This is a genomic window from Streptosporangium sp. NPDC050855, assembly GCF_044456585.1.
Taxonomy (GTDB): domain Bacteria; phylum Actinomycetota; class Actinomycetes; order Streptosporangiales; family Streptosporangiaceae; genus Streptosporangium; species Streptosporangium longisporum.
Genome location: NZ_JBITFY010000006.1, coordinates 152,617 through 170,683, shown reverse-complemented (window position 1 = coordinate 170,683; position 18,067 = coordinate 152,617). Strand labels below are relative to the sequence as shown.

Annotated in this window: 15 protein-coding genes and 1 riboswitch; of the genes, 2 read left to right on the top strand and 13 right to left on the bottom strand. The window is 72.3% G+C overall.

What is annotated here, in order from left to right; all coding sequences use genetic code 11:
* Window positions 1-53 precede the first annotated feature (53 nt).
* The 8 genes from ACIBCT_RS15010 to ACIBCT_RS14975 all read right to left on the bottom strand — a co-directional run bounded on the left by ACIBCT_RS15010 (window position 54) and on the right by ACIBCT_RS14975 (window position 10,063).
* Window positions 54-2,249, bottom strand: a complete 2,196-nt coding sequence (locus tag ACIBCT_RS15010; protein WP_399188929.1) for a VWA domain-containing protein — start codon at window positions 2,247-2,249, stop codon at window positions 54-56.
* Window positions 2,250-2,302: 53 nt separating this feature from the next.
* Window positions 2,303-2,866: a histidine phosphatase family protein gene (locus ACIBCT_RS15005; RefSeq protein ID WP_399188647.1), complete on the bottom strand. Its 564-nt coding sequence runs from the start codon at window positions 2,864-2,866 to the stop codon at window positions 2,303-2,305.
* The gene (locus ACIBCT_RS15000) at window positions 2,863-3,627 is read right to left on the bottom strand and encodes a CbtA family protein (RefSeq protein WP_399188645.1); all 765 of its coding nucleotides are present in this window, start codon (window positions 3,625-3,627) and stop codon (window positions 2,863-2,865) included. Before ACIBCT_RS15000 ends, ACIBCT_RS15005 begins: the two co-directional genes overlap by 4 nt.
* 7 nt (window positions 3,628-3,634) lie before the next feature.
* Complete coding sequence (locus ACIBCT_RS14995; protein ID WP_344903031.1) at window positions 3,635-3,829, bottom strand: CbtB domain-containing protein; 195 nt, start codon at window positions 3,827-3,829, stop codon at window positions 3,635-3,637.
* Between the two features lie 41 nt (window positions 3,830-3,870).
* Window positions 3,871-3,962: riboswitch (adenosylcobalamin (AdoCbl) riboswitch) on the bottom strand.
* Window positions 3,963-4,092: 130 nt separating this feature from the next.
* A complete protein-coding gene (gene dop, locus ACIBCT_RS14990; protein WP_344903034.1) occupies window positions 4,093-5,610 on the bottom strand; it encodes a depupylase/deamidase Dop in 1,518 nt (505 codons plus the stop codon).
* An 87-nt stretch (window positions 5,611-5,697) separates the two neighbouring features.
* Window positions 5,698-6,864 carry an acyltransferase family protein gene (locus ACIBCT_RS14985; RefSeq protein WP_399188642.1) on the bottom strand — a complete coding sequence of 389 codons (1,167 nt, stop codon included), beginning with the start codon at window positions 6,862-6,864 and terminating at the stop codon, window positions 5,698-5,700.
* A 341-nt stretch (window positions 6,865-7,205) separates the two neighbouring features.
* Window positions 7,206-8,969 carry a proteasome ATPase gene (gene arc / locus ACIBCT_RS14980; protein ID WP_399188640.1) on the bottom strand — a complete coding sequence of 588 codons (1,764 nt, stop codon included), beginning with the start codon at window positions 8,967-8,969 and terminating at the stop codon, window positions 7,206-7,208.
* Window positions 8,970-9,175: 206 nt separating this feature from the next.
* Window positions 9,176-10,063: a tRNA (adenine-N1)-methyltransferase gene (locus ACIBCT_RS14975; protein WP_399188638.1), complete on the bottom strand. Its 888-nt coding sequence runs from the start codon at window positions 10,061-10,063 to the stop codon at window positions 9,176-9,178.
* Between the two features lie 161 nt (window positions 10,064-10,224).
* On the opposite strand from ACIBCT_RS14975, the gene ACIBCT_RS14970 reads away from it, so the two are divergent.
* A complete protein-coding gene (locus ACIBCT_RS14970; protein ID WP_399188636.1) occupies window positions 10,225-11,373 on the top strand; it encodes a GNAT family N-acetyltransferase in 1,149 nt (382 codons plus the stop codon).
* Between the two features lie 92 nt (window positions 11,374-11,465).
* On the opposite strand, the gene ACIBCT_RS14965 is transcribed toward ACIBCT_RS14970, so the two are convergent.
* Complete coding sequence (locus ACIBCT_RS14965; protein WP_399188634.1) at window positions 11,466-12,689, bottom strand: aminotransferase class III-fold pyridoxal phosphate-dependent enzyme; 1,224 nt, start codon at window positions 12,687-12,689, stop codon at window positions 11,466-11,468.
* Window positions 12,690-12,789: 100 nt separating this feature from the next.
* Window positions 12,790-13,722 (bottom strand): carbohydrate kinase family protein, encoded by a 933-nt coding sequence (locus ACIBCT_RS14960; protein WP_399188632.1) that lies wholly within the window; start codon window positions 13,720-13,722, stop codon window positions 12,790-12,792.
* Between the two features lie 85 nt (window positions 13,723-13,807).
* Here ACIBCT_RS14960 and ACIBCT_RS14955 point away from each other — a divergent pair, with 85 nt between their 5' ends.
* Window positions 13,808-14,398: a TetR/AcrR family transcriptional regulator gene (locus ACIBCT_RS14955; RefSeq protein WP_399188630.1), complete on the top strand. Its 591-nt coding sequence runs from the start codon at window positions 13,808-13,810 to the stop codon at window positions 14,396-14,398.
* An 88-nt stretch (window positions 14,399-14,486) separates the two neighbouring features.
* On the opposite strand, the gene ACIBCT_RS14950 is transcribed toward ACIBCT_RS14955, so the two are convergent.
* Genes ACIBCT_RS14950 through ACIBCT_RS14940 form a run of 3 tightly spaced genes read right to left on the bottom strand, consistent with a single transcriptional unit; the run spans window position 14,487 to window position 17,929 of the window.
* Window positions 14,487-15,947: an FHA domain-containing protein gene (locus ACIBCT_RS14950; protein WP_399188628.1), complete on the bottom strand. Its 1,461-nt coding sequence runs from the start codon at window positions 15,945-15,947 to the stop codon at window positions 14,487-14,489.
* Entirely contained in the window at window positions 15,944-16,381 is a 438-nt protein-coding gene (locus ACIBCT_RS14945) for a hypothetical protein (protein ID WP_399188626.1), read from the bottom strand. Before ACIBCT_RS14945 ends, ACIBCT_RS14950 begins: the two co-directional genes overlap by 4 nt.
* A 12-nt stretch (window positions 16,382-16,393) precedes the next feature.
* Window positions 16,394-17,929 (bottom strand): hypothetical protein, encoded by a 1,536-nt coding sequence (locus ACIBCT_RS14940; RefSeq protein WP_399188624.1) that lies wholly within the window; start codon window positions 17,927-17,929, stop codon window positions 16,394-16,396.
* Window positions 17,930-18,067 lie beyond the last annotated feature (138 nt).

The window sequence follows — 18,067 nt, the reverse complement described above, 5'->3', positions numbered from 1 at the left end:
CTCCGCGCGGTGACACGCGGGTGACACGCGGGTGAGTCGTGCCGGTCCGGTCCTCACGCGGCACCGCGCCGCTCGCGGATCATTCCGGCCAGGTCGGTGAGGTCGTCCAGGCGCACGGTCTCGGCGCCCATCCGCGCAGCCAGCGCGGAGGCCAGGCCGAGGCGCACGTGGCCGTCCTCGCAGTCGACCACCACGCTCGCGACCCCGGCCAGCAGCCCGGCCGCCCGCCGGGAGTCCTCGACGCTTCCCGAGGTCGCCCTGCCGTCGGTGACCAGGACCAGCAGCGGGCGCCGGGACGGGTCGCGCAGCCGCTCGACGCGCAGCACCTCGGCGGCCCGAAGCAGGCCCGCGGCCAGGGGGGTACGCCCCCCGGTGGGCAGCTCGCGCAGCCGGGCCGCCCCGGCCTCGACCGAGGAGGTCGGCGGCAGGACCAGGTCCGCGCGGGTGCCGCGGAAGGTGACGAGCCCGACCTTGTCCCGGCGCTGGTAGGCGTCGAGCAGCAGGCCGAGCACGGCCGTCTTGACCGCGCGCATGCGCTGCCTGGCGGCCATGGAACCGCTGGCGTCCACCACGAACAGCACCAGGTTGCCCTCCCTGCCCTCGCGGACCGCCTCCCGGAGGTCGCCGCGCCGCAGCAGCAGGCCGGGTCCGCTCCTGCCCCGCGCCGCCTGGTGCGGGGCGGCGGCGCCGACCGTCGCCCTCAGGTGCACCGAGCCGGTACGGCCCTCGGGGACCCTGGCCCCGGTGGTGCGGCCCAGCGGCGTCCTGGCGCGCGAGCGCCGCCCCGGGGCTCCGGCGCCGACGCCGGGGACGGTGAACAGCCTGGTCCTGCCGCCCGGGTCTGCGCCGAAGGTCCGCTCACGCCCGCCCCGTCCCCGGTCCTCGGTCGCGGAGCCGGGCTCTCCCCGCTCCGCGCCGGGGTCGGCGGGGTCGGCGGCGCCACGGGGCCCGGGTACGCCCGGGACGTCCGTCTCTCCGGGACCGCCGGGGTCATCGGCGCCACCGGGGACGCCGGGGTCGTCCGGGGCGTCCGGGGCGTCCGGGGCGTCCGGGGCCCGCTCCCGGCTCCCGGGGGTCTCGGGGCCGTCGCCGGGATCCCCGCCACCGGGGCCGTCGGGGCCGTCCGGGCCACCTCGGCCGTCCGGGCCACCTCGGCCGTCGGGGCCGTCGGGGTCTTCGGGGTCTTCGGGGTCTTCGGGGTCGTCGGGGTCGTCGGGGTCGTCGGGGTCGTCGGGGACGCGGTCCAGGAGGTCCTGGAGTTTCGCCTCGTCCAGGCCGGGCGCGTCGAAGGGGTCGCGTCGGCGGCGGTGCGGGAGCGCGAGCCGGGCGGCCTCCCGTACGTCGTCGGCGGTGACCCGGGTGCGGCCCTGCCAGGCGGCGTGCGCGATCGCCGCGCTCGCCGTGACCAGGTCGGCCCGCAGGCCGTCCACCTCGAACTCCGCGCACACGGTGGCGATCCGCAGCAGTGCCGCGTCGGGCAGGACGACCCGCGGCAGCCGGGCCCTGGCCTCGGCGATCCGGGCGGCCAGCTCGCGTTCCTCGTCCGCCCAGGTGGCGGCGAAGCCGTCCGGGTCGGCCTCGAAGGCCAGGCGCCGCCGTACCACCTCGACCCGCCGGGACGGCTCCCGCGAGGCGCGGACCTCCACGGTCAGGCCGAAGCGGTCCAGCAGCTGCGGGCGCAGCTCGCCCTCCTCCGGGTTCATGGTGCCGACCAGCAGGAAGCGCGCCGCGTGCCGTACCGACACTCCCTCGCGCTCGACGTAGCAGGTGCCCAGGGCGGCGGCGTCGAGGAGCAGGTCCACCAGGTGGTCGTGCAGGAGGTTGACCTCGTCGACGTAGAGGACGCCCCGGTGGGCGCCCGCCAGCAGGCCGGGCTCGAAGGACTTCACGCCCTCGGTCAGGACGCGTTCGATGTCGAGGGAGCCGACGAGCCGGTCCTCGGAGGCGCCGACGGGCAGCTCGACCAGGCGGGCGGGCCGGAGCGCCCCCTCCGCGGACGGGACCTCGTGCGGCCCGTCGGGGCAGCCGGGGTCGGGCGCCGCCGGGTCGCAGGAGAAGCGGCAGCCGGGCACCACCTCGACGGGGGGCAGCAGGGCGGCCAGCGCCCGCACGACGGTGGACTTGGCGGTGCCCTTCTCCCCCCTGACCAGCACGCCCCCGACCCGCGGGGAGACGGCGTTGAGGATCAGCGCGAGCTTGAGGTCCTCCAGCCCCACGATCGCGGTGAACGGATAACGGGAGTCGGGCACCTTCGGGGTCTCCTTGCGTCGTCGTGCGGGGAGGTCGTCGTGCGAGAACACCGTCACGGGGAGTACGTCAGCCGCCAGCGCACGCCGCGCCCGGTGAGCGCCACCCGGGCCAGCGGTGCCACGTCCACGCGCCAGAAGGCGCGGGCCGGGGCCCCCAGGGCGTGCACCACGGCGGCGCGGATGACCGCCGGGTGGGTGACCGCCACCGTCCGGCCCGGCGCGCGGACGGCGAGCCAGCCGGCCACCCTCGCCAGGAGCGCGGTGACCGGCTCACCTCCGTGCGGCGCCGCGGCGGGGTCGCCGAGCCAGGACGCGAGCGCCTCGGGTTCGGCGGCCTCGACCTCGGCGAGCGTCATCCCGGCCCAGCGGCCGTGGTCGCAGTCGGCCAGCAGCGGGTCGGGCTCGGCCCGCAGGCCGAGCGCCGCCGCCGTCTGCAGGCACCGCAGCTCGGGCGGGCAGGCCGCCGGGCCGGGGACGAACTCGTCCGCCAGCCCGCGCGCCCGGCGCAGGCCGCGCTCGTCGAGCGGTTCGTCGAGGGGGAACGCGGCCCGTGCGGTCGCCACGGTGGAGGCGTGGCAGACCAGCAGCAGCCGAGCGACCCCCGAGGGGGCCGTCACACCGGGCTGCGCCTGCGCGCGGCGAAGGCGAACAGCACGCCGACGCCGGTCCAGAGGACCACCTGGGTGCCCAGGGAGGCCATCCGGAAGTCCCAGAGCAGGTCCGCGGGGAAGCCTCGCGGCACCTCCGCGATCTCCGGCAGGAGGGCCCAGACCGCGACGACGGGGACGAGCACCGCGGCGCCCGCGACCAGCCACCGCACCCACGGCTCGCCGCCCGCGGCGTACCGGTGGGCGAGGATTCCGGCGGCCACCGCGAGGATGCCGATGGCCACCGCGATGAGGTAGAGCAGGGTGCGCTGGCCGATGGTCTCCGGATCGCCCACGGCGGGCGGGTTGGCGGGGTACTTCACGAAGGGGACGAGGACCACCGCGACGAACCCGGCGGCCGCGAGGGTGACCGCGAGCGCCGGTTCCGAGCGGGGCCCGGCCCGGCCGCGCACGGCCGCGTAGACCAGGGCGAACAGGCCGCCGACCGCCGTCCCGTACAGGCCCAGGGCCAGGAACAGGCCGAACCGCTGCCCGTCCCTGCTGACCAGGGCCTCCTCCCCGTGGGAGTGGGCGGCCTCGGCGGCGCCGGCCTCGTGGGAGTGCGTCCCGGAGGCCGTGCCGTCGTGGGCCGGGGCGGCGGCCGCGGCCGCCTCCTCCAGCGCGATGGCCCGGTCGATGCCCGGCTCGCCCACGGCGTAGGCGAAGACGGCTGCGAGCAGCCCTGCGAGCAGTCCGGCGACGAGTCCCCGGACGATCAGTTTGGTGATCACATGCGGCTCAGTGGCAAGGGACGCCGAGCAGGTGGCGCCCGTCGTGCATGAGCTCGTGCAGGTAGTCACCCGCCTGGGAGACCGCTCCCTGGTCGAAGGTGACCAGGTAGGCCAGGAGCAGCAGCACCGGCACGGCGAGAAGCCAGCGGGTGAGCGACGTCCAGGGGATGGGCTGGGTGTGCGGAGCCGAAATCTGGCTCACGGCTACCTCCTCCGGGATCACGCGTCCCTTTTCGTAGGTCGGTGGCGGCCGAGTGACCTGACTTGCGGCCCGTGAGGGCCGTTACAGTGGCGCGACCGTACCGGAATCTCACCGGTTTCCCTCGCACCGCCACAAAACACCCGGAACGTATCCCGGTTTCCCATCTCCCGCAAACCACAAAAAACTAAAATATTATAAAACCCCGCCCCGGGCCCCGCCGCGGGGGCGGCGGCCCGGCCGGGCCGCCTCCCCCTCGGCAGGGCTCACTGCTCGCCGGTCAGCGCCGTCACCAGCTCCGATGCGGTACGGCAGCGGTCGAACAGCTCGCCCACGTGCGCCTTGGTGCCGCGCAGCGGCTCCATCGTCGGGACGCGCTGCAGCGACTCCCTGCCCGGGATGTCGAAGATGACCGAGTCCCAGGAGGCCGCGGCCACCGACTCGCTGTACTGGCTCAGGCAACGGCCCCGGAAGTAGGCCCGGGTGTCGTTGGGCGGCACCTCGATGGCCCGGGTCACCTCCTCCTCGGTGACCAGGCGCTTCATGCGGCCCCGGGCGACCAGCCGGTTGTACAGCCCCCGGTCGGGGCGGATGTCGGAGTACTGCAGGTCGACGAGCTGCAGGCGCGGGTGCGACCAGGGCAGGCCGTCCCGGGTGCGGTAGCCCTCCAGGAGCTCCAGCTTGGCGACCCAGTCGAGCTCCCCGGCCAGCTGCATCGGGTCGTCCGCCAGGCGGGTGAGGACCGACTCCCAGCGCTCCAGGACGTCCTTGGTGGGCTCGTCCAGGCCGTTGACGCTGCGCTCCTCGGCGTACTTGCGCGCCAGCTCCAGGTACTCCATCTGGAGCTGTACGGCCGTGAGCTTCCGGCCGTCGCGCATCGAGATCTCGTACTTGAGCGTGGGGTCGTGCGAGACCGCCCGTAGCGCCTGCACCGGGTTGTCGACGGTGAGGTCCCGGGTGAAGTAGCCGTCCTCGATCATCGCCAGGACGAGCGCGGTCGACCCCAGCTTGAGGTAGGTCGAGATCTCCGACATGTTGGCGTCGCCGATGATGACGTGCAGGCGCCGGTACTTCTCCGGGTCGGCGTGCGGCTCGTCCCGGGTGTTGATGATCGGCCGCTTGAGGGTGGTCTCCAGCCCCACCTCGACCTCGAAGAAGTCGGCGCGCTGGCTGATCTGGAAGCCCTCGCCGCGGGAGTCCTGGCCGATGCCGACCTTGCCCGCTCCGGTGACGACCTGCCGGGAGACGAAGAACGGCGTCAGGTGCCGGACGATGTCGGCGAAGGAGGTGGCCCGGCGCATGAGGTAGTTCTCGTGGCAGCCGTAGGAGGCGCCCTTGTTGTCGGTGTTGTTCTTGTAGAGCTGGATCGGGGCGTTGGCCGGCATCGCCGAGGCGCGGACCGCCGCGTCGTGCATGACCCGCTCGCCCGCCTTGTCCCAGATCACCGCCGCCCGGGGATTGGTGCACTCGGGCGTGGAGTACTCGGGGTGGGCGTGGTCCACGTACAGCCGGGCCCCGTTGGTGAGGATCACGTTCGCAAGGCCGAGGTCCTCGTCGGTGAGCTGGCTCTGGTCGGCCACCTCTCGCGCGAGGTCGAACCCGCGCGCGTCGCGCAGCGGATTCTCCTCCTCGAAGTCCCATCGCGCGCGCCGGACCCGGGCCGCCGAGGCCGCCAGGTAGGCGTTCACGACCTGAGAGGAGGTCACCATCGCGTTGGCCCCCGGCTGTCCGGGCACGGAGATGCCGTATTCGGTCTCGATGCCCATCACCCGCCGTACCGTCATGCGCACCCTCTGTTCATCAGGGACTGTTTCTCTGCCTGGTGTCTATTCCCGACCCTAGACCCTTCACTATGCCCGGTGGTCGGACAGTTATGGCACCGAAGCCTTTTCGCCCGATGCGGCAGGGATCGTGGAGAGCGGTCCTGAGGCCGGGGAGGGCGTCCCGGGGGTGTCAGGAGACCTTCCGCGCCTGCGGGCCCTGACGAGCTCCTGCAGGGGCCGCTCGGCCACCCGGTACACCAGGTAGGAGAAGGCGACGGCGGCCAGCACCGTGACCAGCGCGGTCAGCGGGGGCGGCAGCGTGTCCCGCAGGGCCGGGACGATCACGACCGCGGCCGCGGTGTGGAACAGGTAGAGCGGGTAGGTGAGCGCGCCCAGGACGACCAGGCCGCGCCAGCGCAGCCACCGCAGCCAGCCCAGCGCCACCATCGCCATCAGCACGTAGAAACCGATCACGGTGGCGACCACGGCCCAGTCGGGCACCGGCATCGCGGCGTAGCCGACCCTCTCCACCCGCCCGGCCACCCGGTCGAGCGCCGCGCTGACGGCCAGGCCGCCGCTGATCCCGGCCAGGCACCACAGCACCAGCCGGGGGCCGAACCTGGTCATCAGGAAGAACGCCATGCCTCCGACGAAGTACGCCGCGTACTTGGGCATGATCACGAGATCGACCCAGGCCTCCTCGCTCCCGGCGAAGAACCCGGCCGCCAGCAGCCAGACGCCCATGAAGACCAGGCAGCGGGCGAACGTCACCCCGACGATCACCAGGATCGAGATCAGCAGGTAGAAGCGCAGCTCCACCCAGAGCGACCAGTAGACGCCGTTGGCGTCGTAGACGCCGAAGGCCCGCTGGAGCATCGTCAGGTTGACGCCGTACTCCCCCGGGCTGAGCTTGGGGTCCAGGGCCGTGGCGGCGGTCAGGCCGTAGACCGCGGCGGTGACGGCCACGCTGACCCAGTACGCCGGGAAGAGCCGGACCAGCCGGGAGAGCGCGAACGCGCCCAGGCTCCTGCCCCAGATGCTCATCAGGATCACGAAGCCGCTGATCATGAAGAACAGCTCGACGCCCAGGATGCCGAGCCCGGAGATCGTGGAGATCGCCGGGAACAGCTCGGCCGGGCGGTCGCCCCACACCGAGGCGAAGGCGATGAAGTAGTGGAAGGCGAGCACCGCCAGCGCGGCGGTGAACCTCAGCAGGTCCAGTTCGGCGAGACGGCCGCCTTCCCGGGGCGTCTCGCGAGGGGCCGTGCCGTTCACCCGGGGGCCGGGCCGCAGTGTTCACGCACGCCACTTGGACGGCTTTTCGATCACCTGGGTTCCCCGTGACGGGGGGTTGTTCCCGTACACCCCTGTGACCTGTGGGAACGAGGTGACGTGCCGGTCGGTCACGGCGGGAGGCGGGCGCGGGGGGCGGCCACGAGGACGGCGCCGGGTGATCCCGGGGAGCCCCGGAACGCGGAACGGGCCCCGGAACGTAGAGCGGCCACGGGAACGCGGAGCGGGCCTGGGAACGCCGGCGGCGCGGCTCCCCGGGGAGGGGAACCGCGCCGCCGGTCCGCAGCGGGTGCCGCCGGTCCGCGCGGACCGGCGGGGCGCCGTTACAGGTACTGACCGGTGTTGGCCACCGTGTCGATGGAGCGTCCCGCCTCGGTGCCCTGCTTGCCCGTCACGAGGGTGCGGATGTAGACGATCCGCTCGCCCTTCTTGCCGGAGATGCGGGCCCAGTCGTCGGGGTTGGTGGTGTTGGGCAGGTCCTCGTTCTCGGAGAACTCGTCCACGCAGGCGGCCAGCAGGTGCTGGATCCGCAGGCCCTTCTGCCCGGTCTCCAGGAACTGCTTGATCGCCATCTTCTTGCCGCGGTCGACGATGTTCTGGATCATCGCCCCGGAGTTGAAGTCCTTGAAGTACAGGACCTCCTTGTCGCCGTTGGCGTAGGTCACCTCGAGGAAGCGGTTCTCCTCGCTCTCGGTGTACATCCGCTCGACGACCCGCTGGATCATGCCGGAGATGGTCTCCCGGCGGTCGCCACCGTGCTCGGACAGGTCCTCGGGGTGCAGGGGGAGCTCCTCGATGAGGTACTTCGAGAAGATGTCCTTGGCCGCCTCGGCGTCCGGCCGCTCGATCTTGATCTTGACGTCCAGGCGGCCGGGCCGCAGGATCGCCGGGTCGATCATGTCCTCGCGGTTGGAGGCGCCGATCACGATGACGTTCTCCAGGCCCTCGACGCCGTCGATCTCGCTCAGCAGCTGCGGGACGATGGTGTTCTCGACGTCGGAGGAGACGCCCGATCCACGGGTACGGAAGATCGAGTCCATCTCGTCGAAGAAGACGATCACGGGGGTGCCCTCGGAGGCCTTCTCGCGGGCCCGCTGGAAGACCAGGCGGATGTGCCGCTCGGTCTCGCCGACGTACTTGTTGAGAAGCTCCGGGCCCTTGATGTTGAGGAAGAAGCTCTTGCCGGACTGGCCGGTCTTCTCCGCGACCTGCTTGGCCAGGGAGTTGGCGACGGCCTTGGCGATGAGCGTCTTACCGCAACCGGGGGGACCGTAGAGCAGCACGCCCTTGGGCGGGCGGAGCTTGTGCTCGCGGAAGAGGTCGGCGTGCAGGTACGGGAGCTCGATGGCGTCCCGGATCTGCTCGATCTGCCGCATCAGCCCGCCGATCTCCTCGTACGAGATGTCGGGCACCTCCTCCAGGACGAGCTCCTCGACCTCGGACTTGGGGATGCGCTCGTAGACGTAGCCCGAACGCGGTTCCAGCAGCAGGGAGTCGCCCGCCCGGATCGGCTGGTCCATCAGCGACTCGGCGAGCTTCACCACCCGCTCCTCGTCGGCATGCGAGATCACCAGCGCGCGCCGGCCGTCCTCAAGGAGTTCCTTGAGCATCACGATCTCGCCGAGGTCCTCGAACCCGAGGGCCTCGACCACGTTGAGCGCCTCGTTGAGCATGACCTCCTGGCCACGCTTCAGCGATTCGACCTCCACCGCGGGACTGACGTTCACCCTGAGCTTGCGGCCACCGGTGAAGACCTCCACCGTGCCGTCTTCTCGTGCTTCGAGGAAAACACCGAATCCGGATGGCGGCTGCGCCAACCGGTCTACCTCCTCCTTCAGGGCGACGATCTGGTCCCTGGCCTCCTTGAGGGTGGCCACCAGACGCTCGTTCTGGCCCGTCACGGCCGCGAGGTTCGCCTGCACGTCATGGAGACGCTCTTCGAGGATCCTGGCCTGCCGGGGAGACTCCGTCAGCTTCCTGCGCAACGCCGTGATCTCCTCCTGCAAGAAGGAGACCTGTGTTGTGAGGTCGGCGACCTCCCGTTCGCGCTGCGCGGCACGAGCCTCAGCGTCGTCGCGAGCTGCCACGGCGTCACCTCCTTCCCAGTCGAGACCGACTACTCAAAACCCTACCCATCTGGGGGCTGTCCCTTACCTGGTCGAGCAGTGTTCGTATGACTACATTAAGTGCGTGATGATTAATCCCTTTTAGTGCTTTTAGTACTAGAAGTATATGAACATGAGGGTCGGTTCGCGCGTCACTCTGTACACGGATCCTCGTGTCCGAATCGTCATCAGCCGGTGGAGGTGGTGGAGGTGGTGGAGTCCGTGGAGTCCTCGGCATTGGCCCCCTTCGCCGGGCGTCTGCGTCGAGGGGGCGGCGTCACGCCGTCCGCCATGCGACGCGCCGTGACCAGGAAACCGGTGTGGCCGACCATCCTGTGGTCGGGCCGCACGGCCAGTCCCTCGACATGCCAGTCACGAACCAGGGTCTCCCACGCATGGGGCTCGGTGAAACTCCCGTGCTCCCGGAGAGTTTCCACCGTCCGCGACAGCTGAGTCGTGGTCGCCACATAACAGCAGATCACACCCCCGGGGGTGAGCGCCTTCGCCGCGGCGTCCACGCATTCCCACGGGGCGAGCATGTCCAGGACGATCCGGTCGACGTCGCTCTCGTCGAGGGACTCGACGAAGTCGCCGACCACCAGGCGCCACTGCTCCATCGGCCCGCCGTAGAACTTCTCGACGTTCCTGGTGGCGATCTCGGCGAAGTCCTGGCGCCGCTCGTACGAGGTGAGCGTGCCCTCGGCGCCCACGGCGCGCAGCAGGAAGCAGGACAGCGCGCCGGAGCCGACGCCCGCCTCCACCACCCGGGCACCGGGGAAGATGTCGGCCATGGCCACGATCTGCGCCGAGTCCTTGGGGTAGATCACCGCCGCGCCGCGCGGCATGGAGAGCGTGTAGTCCTGGAGCAGGTGCCTGAACGCCAGATACTGGGTGCCGCCGGACGAACGCACCACCGAGCCCTCGGGCCGGCCGATCAGCTCACTGTGCGGGATCCCGCCCTTGTGCGTGTGGAACACGCCGTCTTCCTTCAGCGTCACCGTGTGACGCTTGTTCTTGGGGTCGGTGAGCTGAACCTGATCCCCGGCCTGAAACGGCCCATGCCTGCGAAAACCCATGAGCGCAAGGTTAACGGCGCCCGGCGGCGGCCGATCCCGCCCCGGCGGGCCGCACCTGCCCCCCCGGCCTGCCGGACCGGGCCGGGACGGGGGACGGGTCCGACCGAGGGTCGGGGTAAACGGTTCGCCGGTACGGGCCGAAACCTGGTAGCTGTTGCCGTGTGCTCCCAGAAGAAGTGATCCCCGCCGGCCCCGTCACGCTCAGGCCCCACACCGACGCCGACGCCGAGTCGATCGTGCGGGCCTGCGCCGACCCGGAGATCGTCCGGTTCATCCCCCTGGTCCCCTCGCCCTACACCCACGACGACGCGCTGCGGTACCTGGAGGCGGCCCGCGCCGCCTGGAAGGCCGGGGGCGCCGAGTTCGCGATCGCGGACCCGGAGACCGGCGAGTGGCTCGGCAACATCGGCCTCAAGCCCCCGCTGCCGCGCGACACCGCCGAGATCGGCTACCTGGTGGCGCCCTGGGCCCGGGGCCGCGGGGTGGCCACGGCCGCGACCTCGGCCCTGACCGGCTGGGGCCTGGCCCACGGGCTGGAACGCGTCGAGCTCCTCGCCGACGTGGAGAACCTGCCCAGCCAGTGCGTGGCGATGGCCGCGGGCTTCCGGCGCGAGGGCGTGCGCCGCGGGGCCGAGGAGCGGCGCGACGGCACCCGCCGAGACCTGGTCTCCTTCGCGCGCCTGCGCGGCGACTCCGGCGAGCGCGTGCGGCCGTACCTGCCGTGGTTCCCCGGGGGTTCGCTGACCGACGGGACGGTACGGCTCAGGCCGCTCACCGCGGCCGACACGGAGGACTACCTGGCACTGCAGGTCCTGCCGGACGTGGTCGAGCACAGCGTCCCGCCCGAGGCGCCCGGGGTGGAGGAGGCCGCCGAGCGGTGCCGTTCCGCGGGCGCGGACTGGCTGGCCGGCACGATGGTCCAGGCGGTGATCCTGGACGCCTCGACCGGCGCGTTCGCCGGGGACATCCAGCTCAGCGGGGTGATCCCCCCGCTGGGGCAGGCCATGACGGGCTACAGCGTGCTGCCGGAGTTCCGCGGCCGGGGCTTCGCCACCCGGGCCGTGAACCTGCTGGTGGGCTGGGCCTTCGAGCACACCCCCCTGGAACGGATCATCGCGGGCACCTCCCCGGACAACCTCGCCTCGCAACGCGTGCTGGAGCGGGCGGGGTTCACCAGGGAGGCGCTGATGCGCGGGCTGCTGCCCGGCCCGGACGGCACGCGCCTGGACGACCTGCAGTGGTACCGCCTGCGGGAGACCCCGGACGGGCCGGGCGGGCCGGGCGGACCGGACGGGTCCGGGGGCCGCTGAGCCCGCCCGGGAGGGCCGGACCGCTCCCTGTCGGGCTCGCCTCCGGCCCCTCGGGGCCCTCCGGGTTTTTCTCGCGGGGTCCGGGCCGGGTCTCAGTCGGCCCCGAAGTGGGCCCTGAGCTTGGCGTAGGCGGCGTCGGTGCCCTGCAGCGCCCGGTCGATGTCGGCGTCGGTGTGGGCGGCCGAGAGGAACCAGTTGTGCCAGGGGTGGAGGTAGACGCCCTCCCCGACACAGGCCGCGGCCCAGAACATGCCCTTCTCCAGGGTCGCGTCGCCCTCGAAGGAGAGCCAGGGGATCTGCACCGGGCCGGTCTGGTTGACCGTGAAGCCGTGCGAGGCGGCCTGGGCGGCCAGGCCCTCGCGGAGGCGGGTGCCCGCCCGCTCCATCAGGGCGATGCCGCCGATGTCGCGCAGCGTCTCGATCGTGGCCTTGGCCGCGGCCATCGGGGCGGCGTTGAACCAGAACGAGCCGGTGGTGTAGAGCGTCTGGGCCGGAGCGCGCAGGGAGTCCACGCCGGTGACGGCCGCGATCGGGTGGCCGTTGGCCATGGCCTTGCTGAAGGCGTACAGGTCGGGGCGTACCCCCAGCGGCTCCCAGGAGCCGCCCAGGTCCAGCCGCCAGCCACCGCGCACGTCGTCGATCACCAGCGCGGCACCGATCCGGTCGGCCAGGGCCCGCACCCCCCGGGCGAACTCGGGCGTGGCGAGCTCCTGGTCCTCGAACGAGTCGTGCTTGAAGGGCGTGACGATGATCGCGGCGACCTCGCCCTCGATCCGGGCCGCGGCCTCCTCGACCGAGGCCAGGTCGTTGTAGGTGAACTCGGTCAGGTCGGCGCGGTCGGCCGGGGTGGTGCCCGCGGTGCTCGGCGTGCACCAGGGGTCGGCCCCGTGGTAGGCGCCGTGGGCCATCAGCACCTTGTCCCTGCCGGTGGCGGCGCGGGCCACCATCAGCGCCTGGGTGGTGGCGTCGGTGCCGTTCTTGGAGAACATCACCCAGTCGGCCTGCGGCACGGTCTCCACCAGCAGCTCGGCGAGCTCGACGTAGACCGGGCCGGGACCGTTGAGGCAGTCGCCCGCGGCGAGCTGGGCCGCGACGGCCGCCTCGACCGCGGGGTGGCGGTGGCCGAGCACCACCGGTCCCCAGGAGCACATGAGGTCCACGTACTCGCGGCCGTCGGCGTCCCGCTGGCGGCAGCCCTCGCCGCCGACGAAGAACTGCGGGTAGGCGGGGCCGTGCAGGGCCGCGTTGAGGTGGCCGTACATGCCTCCGGGGACGACCTTGGCGGCCCGTTCCCTGAGTTCGGCGTCGATGGACATGCGTCGTCCTTTCACGGTCGGGAAGGTCGCGGTCGGGAGATCACGGTCGGAAAAGGGGCTCGGGGTCACGGGACCACACGGGGTCACGCGGGTCACGGGGTCACGCCGGGTCACGGGGCCCGGGGGCCCCGCGCAGCTCCCGCGCGCCGGTCAGCCCGGCGTCGGAGCCGAGACCTCCGGCGACCCGGGCGGCCAGCGCGGTGCCGAGCCGGGCCGCCCCGGCCACGTCCAGGCCGTCGGCCAGCCCGGCGATGAACCCGGCGCAGTAGGCGTCGCCGCACCCGGTGGTGTCGACCACCGGGACGTCGAGGGCGGGGACGCGGGTGATCCCCTCCTTGGAGGCGATCAGGCTTCCCTCGGCGCCCAGCGTGACCAGCACCGCCGAAGGGCCCTCGGCCAGCAGCGCGGTCGCGGCCTCCTCGGCGCCGGAGGCACCGCTCATCATCAGCGCCTGCTCCTCGTTGGGCAGCAGGTAGTCGACGTGGCCGAGGAAGGTCCGTACCCCCTGCATCAGGTCCGGCATGTTGGACAGCAGGTCCATCGTGACGATCGTGCCCGCGGCCCGCGCCTCGTCCAGCAGGGCGAGGAACCCCGGGTCGTACAGGCCCCAGGTGACGTCCATGCCGCCCAGGTGCACGATCCGCGCGCCGAGGATCCGCTCGCGGCCGACGTCGGCCGTCGACAGGCCCAGGTTGGCTCCGGGCACGTGGAAGGACGGGCGCCCGCCGTCGGGGCGGATGGGCAGGATCGAGGCGGCGGTCTGCTCCCCCGTCCTGCGGACGATCCCGGACACGTCGACGCCGCGCCGTTCCATGATCATGACGAGCAGGTCTCCGAGCTCGTCGTCGCCGATCGCGCCCACCGAGGCGACCGGGACGCCGAGCGCGGCCAGGTCGACGGCGGTCCCGGCCGCGGCCCCGGCGGCGGTGACCCGGATCTGCTCCAGCAGGTGGGTGTCCTGCCCGGCGGGGATGGACTCCACCGGCCTGGCGAGCACGTCGACGATGTGCACCCCGAGGGTGACGACGGTCATGACGGGTCCTCCTCATGTCTTCAGCGGATGATAGACGGGCGACCGACTAAAATGTCAACGGATGCCGTACGGGGAAGGGGACGAGATGCCGAAGATCGTTGACCACGAGGAGCGCCGCGAGGAGGTCGTCGAGGCGGCCCGCCGCATCATCCTGCGCGAGGGCATCGAGGCCGCCACCACCCGGGCCATCGCCAGGGAGGCCGGATACTCCAACGGCGTGCTGACCCACTACTTCGCCGACAAGGACGACATCATGCTGTCGGCCCTGCGCTCCTCGCACCGGCGCATCGTGGAGCGGCTGCGCGGCAAGCTGGCGGGCCTCACCGGCCTGGCCGCCCTGCGCGAGCTGCTGCTGGACAACCTGCCGCTGGACGAGGAGCGCGTCGCCGAGAGCGGGCTGGAGGTCGGCTTCTGGAGCCGCAGCATGACCAGCCCCGCGCTGCTGGAGGCCCAGCGCGCCGAGGCCGAGGAACTGCGCTATCTGGTACGCAGCCTGCTCGGCTCGGCGGCCGCGGACGGGGAGATCGTCACCGGGGAGGACCTGGACGACGTGGCCGAGCGGCTGCTGGCCCTGGTCGACGGCCTGAGCGTGCACCGCCTGCTGTACCCGGGCAGGCTCGGCCCGGAGCGGCTGGAGCGGATGCTCGGCGCCGAGCTGGAACGCCTCAGCCGGTAGGGCGTGGAGCCGGCCGTCCACGTCCCGGGCGGCACGGGCGGCACGGCCACGGCCGTACCGCCCGGAAAAGCCGGAGGAGCGGGGGCGCTCAGCGGTTGCGGTGCGACTCGTAGCGCATGGTGCGCGAGACGCCGATCCGCACGGTGGTGCCGGGCATGATGGCGACCGGCTCGTTCGGCGGGATGTCGTAGAAGTTGGGGTCGCCGGGCGGCTGGATCTGGGTGCCGTTGACCGATCCCAGGTCGACCAGGTTCACGTCCCACCCGTCCAGCGCCACCCGCAGGTGGCGGCGGGAGACCGAACCGTCGGGGCTGGTGACCTTGGCCGGGCGTACCGATCCGTCGGCCACCTCGGGGGCCCTCTCCGGGTCGCGCCCGATCAGGTAGTCGGTGTCCAGGCGCAGCGTCAGGCCGTCGTCGAGGAGCAGCACCCCCAGCGGCGGGCGCGGACCCTTGTAGGGGACGAGGGTCCGCTGCACCAGCGCGATGCCGCAGACCGCGCAGTAGGGCACGCGGGGGTCGTTGAAGTGGTCGTTCTTGCAGTCGACCCCGTAGACCAGCGGCCGGGCCTCGGGCTCGGCGGCCGGGGGCGGCTCGTCGGCGGGCTGCGCGCCGCCGGGCGCCGGCAGCTCGTACTCGAACGGCTGCTCGCGGACGTCGACCGGGTCGCCGCCCATCCCGCTCGCCATGGCGGTGTCGATGTCGGCGTGCTGCGCGCGTGAGGGCCCGGACGGCGTCTCCGCGGGGTGGTCGCGGTCCGGGGCCGCGTGCCACTGCGCCTGCGGCTCACGCCGCGGCTCCACGGGCGAGGGTACCGACGGGTGGGACTCGGCCTGCCCCATCGGGTAGGGCGCGGGGGCGCCGGTGTCCGGCACGGACGGCCGCTCGGGGACGGACGGCCGCTCCGGGGACGCCACCCGCTCGGGCGGCGCGGGCATGGGGATGGACGCGGGTGCGGACGACTCCATCCGCGGCGCCTCGTGCACCCCCCGGGGCGCGGCGGACTGCATCCGCGGCGCCTCCTGCGCGCCCTGGGGCGCGGCGGGCTCCGTGCGCCGCGGCGCCGGGGTCCAGGTGGGCGTCTCGGTCAGGTCGCACTCGACCCCGCCCGCGACGATCACCCCGGCGTCCAGGGTGGAGAGCGGGTGCACGGCCCCGGCGTCCGGCAGGCGCAGCTCGACCCGGGTCACCGGGCCGGGCACCAGCCGGTCGGACCAGGTGAGCGCGTCGCGCCCGGCGAGCCGGACCTCTCCGGCCGAACCGGTCACCGACGCGAACGCCGGACCACTGACCAGGACGGCCACGCCGTCACCGACGGGACCGGCGACGGCGCACGCCACCGGTTCCCCCATCGAGACGGCGAGGATCTGGGCGACCCGGCGGGCCAGCGCCCTGCCGTCGCCGCCGGAGCCCGCGGTCTCCCGCAGCGCTCCCAGCAGATCCCCGACGACGGCCTCGGCCGCGTCGCACACCAGCAGCAGGCCGCCCACATGGGCCACCAGCCCGTTGCCCGGAAGCGGACGCACCACCCCGAAGCCCTGGTCGGTCACAGAACTCTCCCTCCCCGGAAACGCCACCGGATGAACGGCACCCGCATGGGCCCGTTCGTCACCAGCCAGATGCATACCCAGACGACGGTGAAGTGCGTCCAGAAGGCGGCCGGCGGAATCGGATCGATGAAACCGACTGCACCGGACCGTAGCAAAAAGTACAGCACAAGGCCTTCGGGGATGAGCGTCAGCAGGCCGAACGATGTCGGCCAGTCCTTCTCCCATCTGAACTGCATCAGGAAGTGATATATCAGCTCCCAGACGACCCCCAGCACCGCGACCGCCGCGACGAGCAGCAGCCCGTCGGCGTAGCGCCCGGGAAGCGGCCCCGAGGAGCCCGGGAGCACGGGGACGATCAGCAGGGTGACGAGCACGCCGAGGGTGGCGAGCATGAACAGGCGCGTCTGAACACGGCCCAGCAGGGTCGGAACCACGGGAAGTACTCCTTACACCGGCGAGTTGCGGGCCCACTTGAACCACTGCGCGGTCGAGCGCAGCGGCCCCATCCTCTTGACGAACCCGCGCCGTGCGAGGTCGTCGGCGATCTCCTGGGCGGCGATCTGCAGGCCCAGGAAGGTGTCGACACCGGGGAAGTAGCCCCCGAGCGTGGCCGACCCCGAGGCGTACAGCACCCCGTCGCCGCTGGCCGTGCCCTTCACCTCGAAGTGACGCTCCACGTCCAGCCTGCCGACCGGGTTGCGGCCCGCCCCGGTGTTGCGCAGCAGGTCGTCGAAGACGCGGTGCTCGGCGATGTCGGCCTCCAGGCCGGTGCAGTCGATGATGTAGTCGGAGACCGGCTCACGGACAATGCCGTCCTTGCTGCGCACGTAGCTGACCAGCCGCCCGTCCGCGGAGTGCTCCACCCGGTCGACGGTGCCCTGCACCGCGTGGTAGTAGCCGCCCTCGCGGCCCGCGCGCAGCTGCTCCTGCCAGCGCCGCCGGAAAGGGGTGTTGGTGCCGCCCATCTCCTTGTACTTCCTCGCCCGGTCGGCGCCCTCCAGCTTGCGCATCTCCGCCTTGAGCTGGCCGCCCCAGACCGACTTGGGGTAGTTGAAGCCCTGGTAGGCCCAGCCGTGACCGCCCTTGCGGCGCGACCAGACGTGCGGGCCGTGCGAGCCGGTGACGAACGTGCGGAAGATGTGGACGATCTGGGTCTGCAGGCCGTACCGTTCCCGGTCGTCGAAGAGCCGCTGCAGCACCCGGGAGGCCACGATGCCGCCGCCCCGGATGACCACCGTGCCCGGCCTGGTCTTGAGGAACTCGTAGACCTGCTCATGCGGTTCGTAGGCGTTGACGACGTGCTGGTAGTCACCGTGCTCGGTGCGGAACTTCTGCAGGTCGGGCAGGAACTTCAGGCCCGGGTAGCCGACCGCGATGTGCACGAAGCGGGAACGGAAGACGATGCGCTTGGTGGGCGCGGCGCCCTCGGGCGGGGTGACCACGGTGAAGTAGCCGCCGCCCGCCCGGCGGCGGACCATCCGCACCTGGCCCTTGACCAGCATGTCCCAGTAGTTGATGCGCCTGGCCTCGCGCTCCAGGTTCTCGAAGACGGTGCCGGCGCGCGGGGTCCAGTAGTCGTTCAGCAGCGGCTCGGTGAGGATCTGCCACAGGTACGACGGCTTCTTCTCCTTCCACGCCTCCTCCAGCGCGTAGGAGGGGAACCCCCACAGGTTGTCGGGGCGGGAGGAGGAGTCGGAGCGGATCCGCTCCCCGCGGGGGATCTGCGAGCACCGGGTGAGGAACTCGTAGGTCTGCCACGGGTGGTCGATGTTGGAGACCACCCGCATCTGCGAGGTCGGGACCCCGTAGATGCGCAGGTAGTCCAGGGTCACGAAGGACCCGATGCCACCACCGACGCTGAGGAACGGGATGTCGTACATGGGGATGCCGGCGGCCGCGACCATCTGGTCGGTCCACTCGGGGGTGCCGAGCAGGTCCGGTGTCAGGTCACCGGGCGGGGCCGGGGTGTGGGGGGGTGCCAATGGATGCGTCCCTTGAGCTACGTGACCAGCCCGTTCGCTGGTCGGAGATCTGGTCCTGGTACAGGCCGGGAACGAGGGAACGGGCGGCGGGATGCGCCGTCCGGCCCCTCTGCCGGCGAGTATTCAGTGGGACGCCTG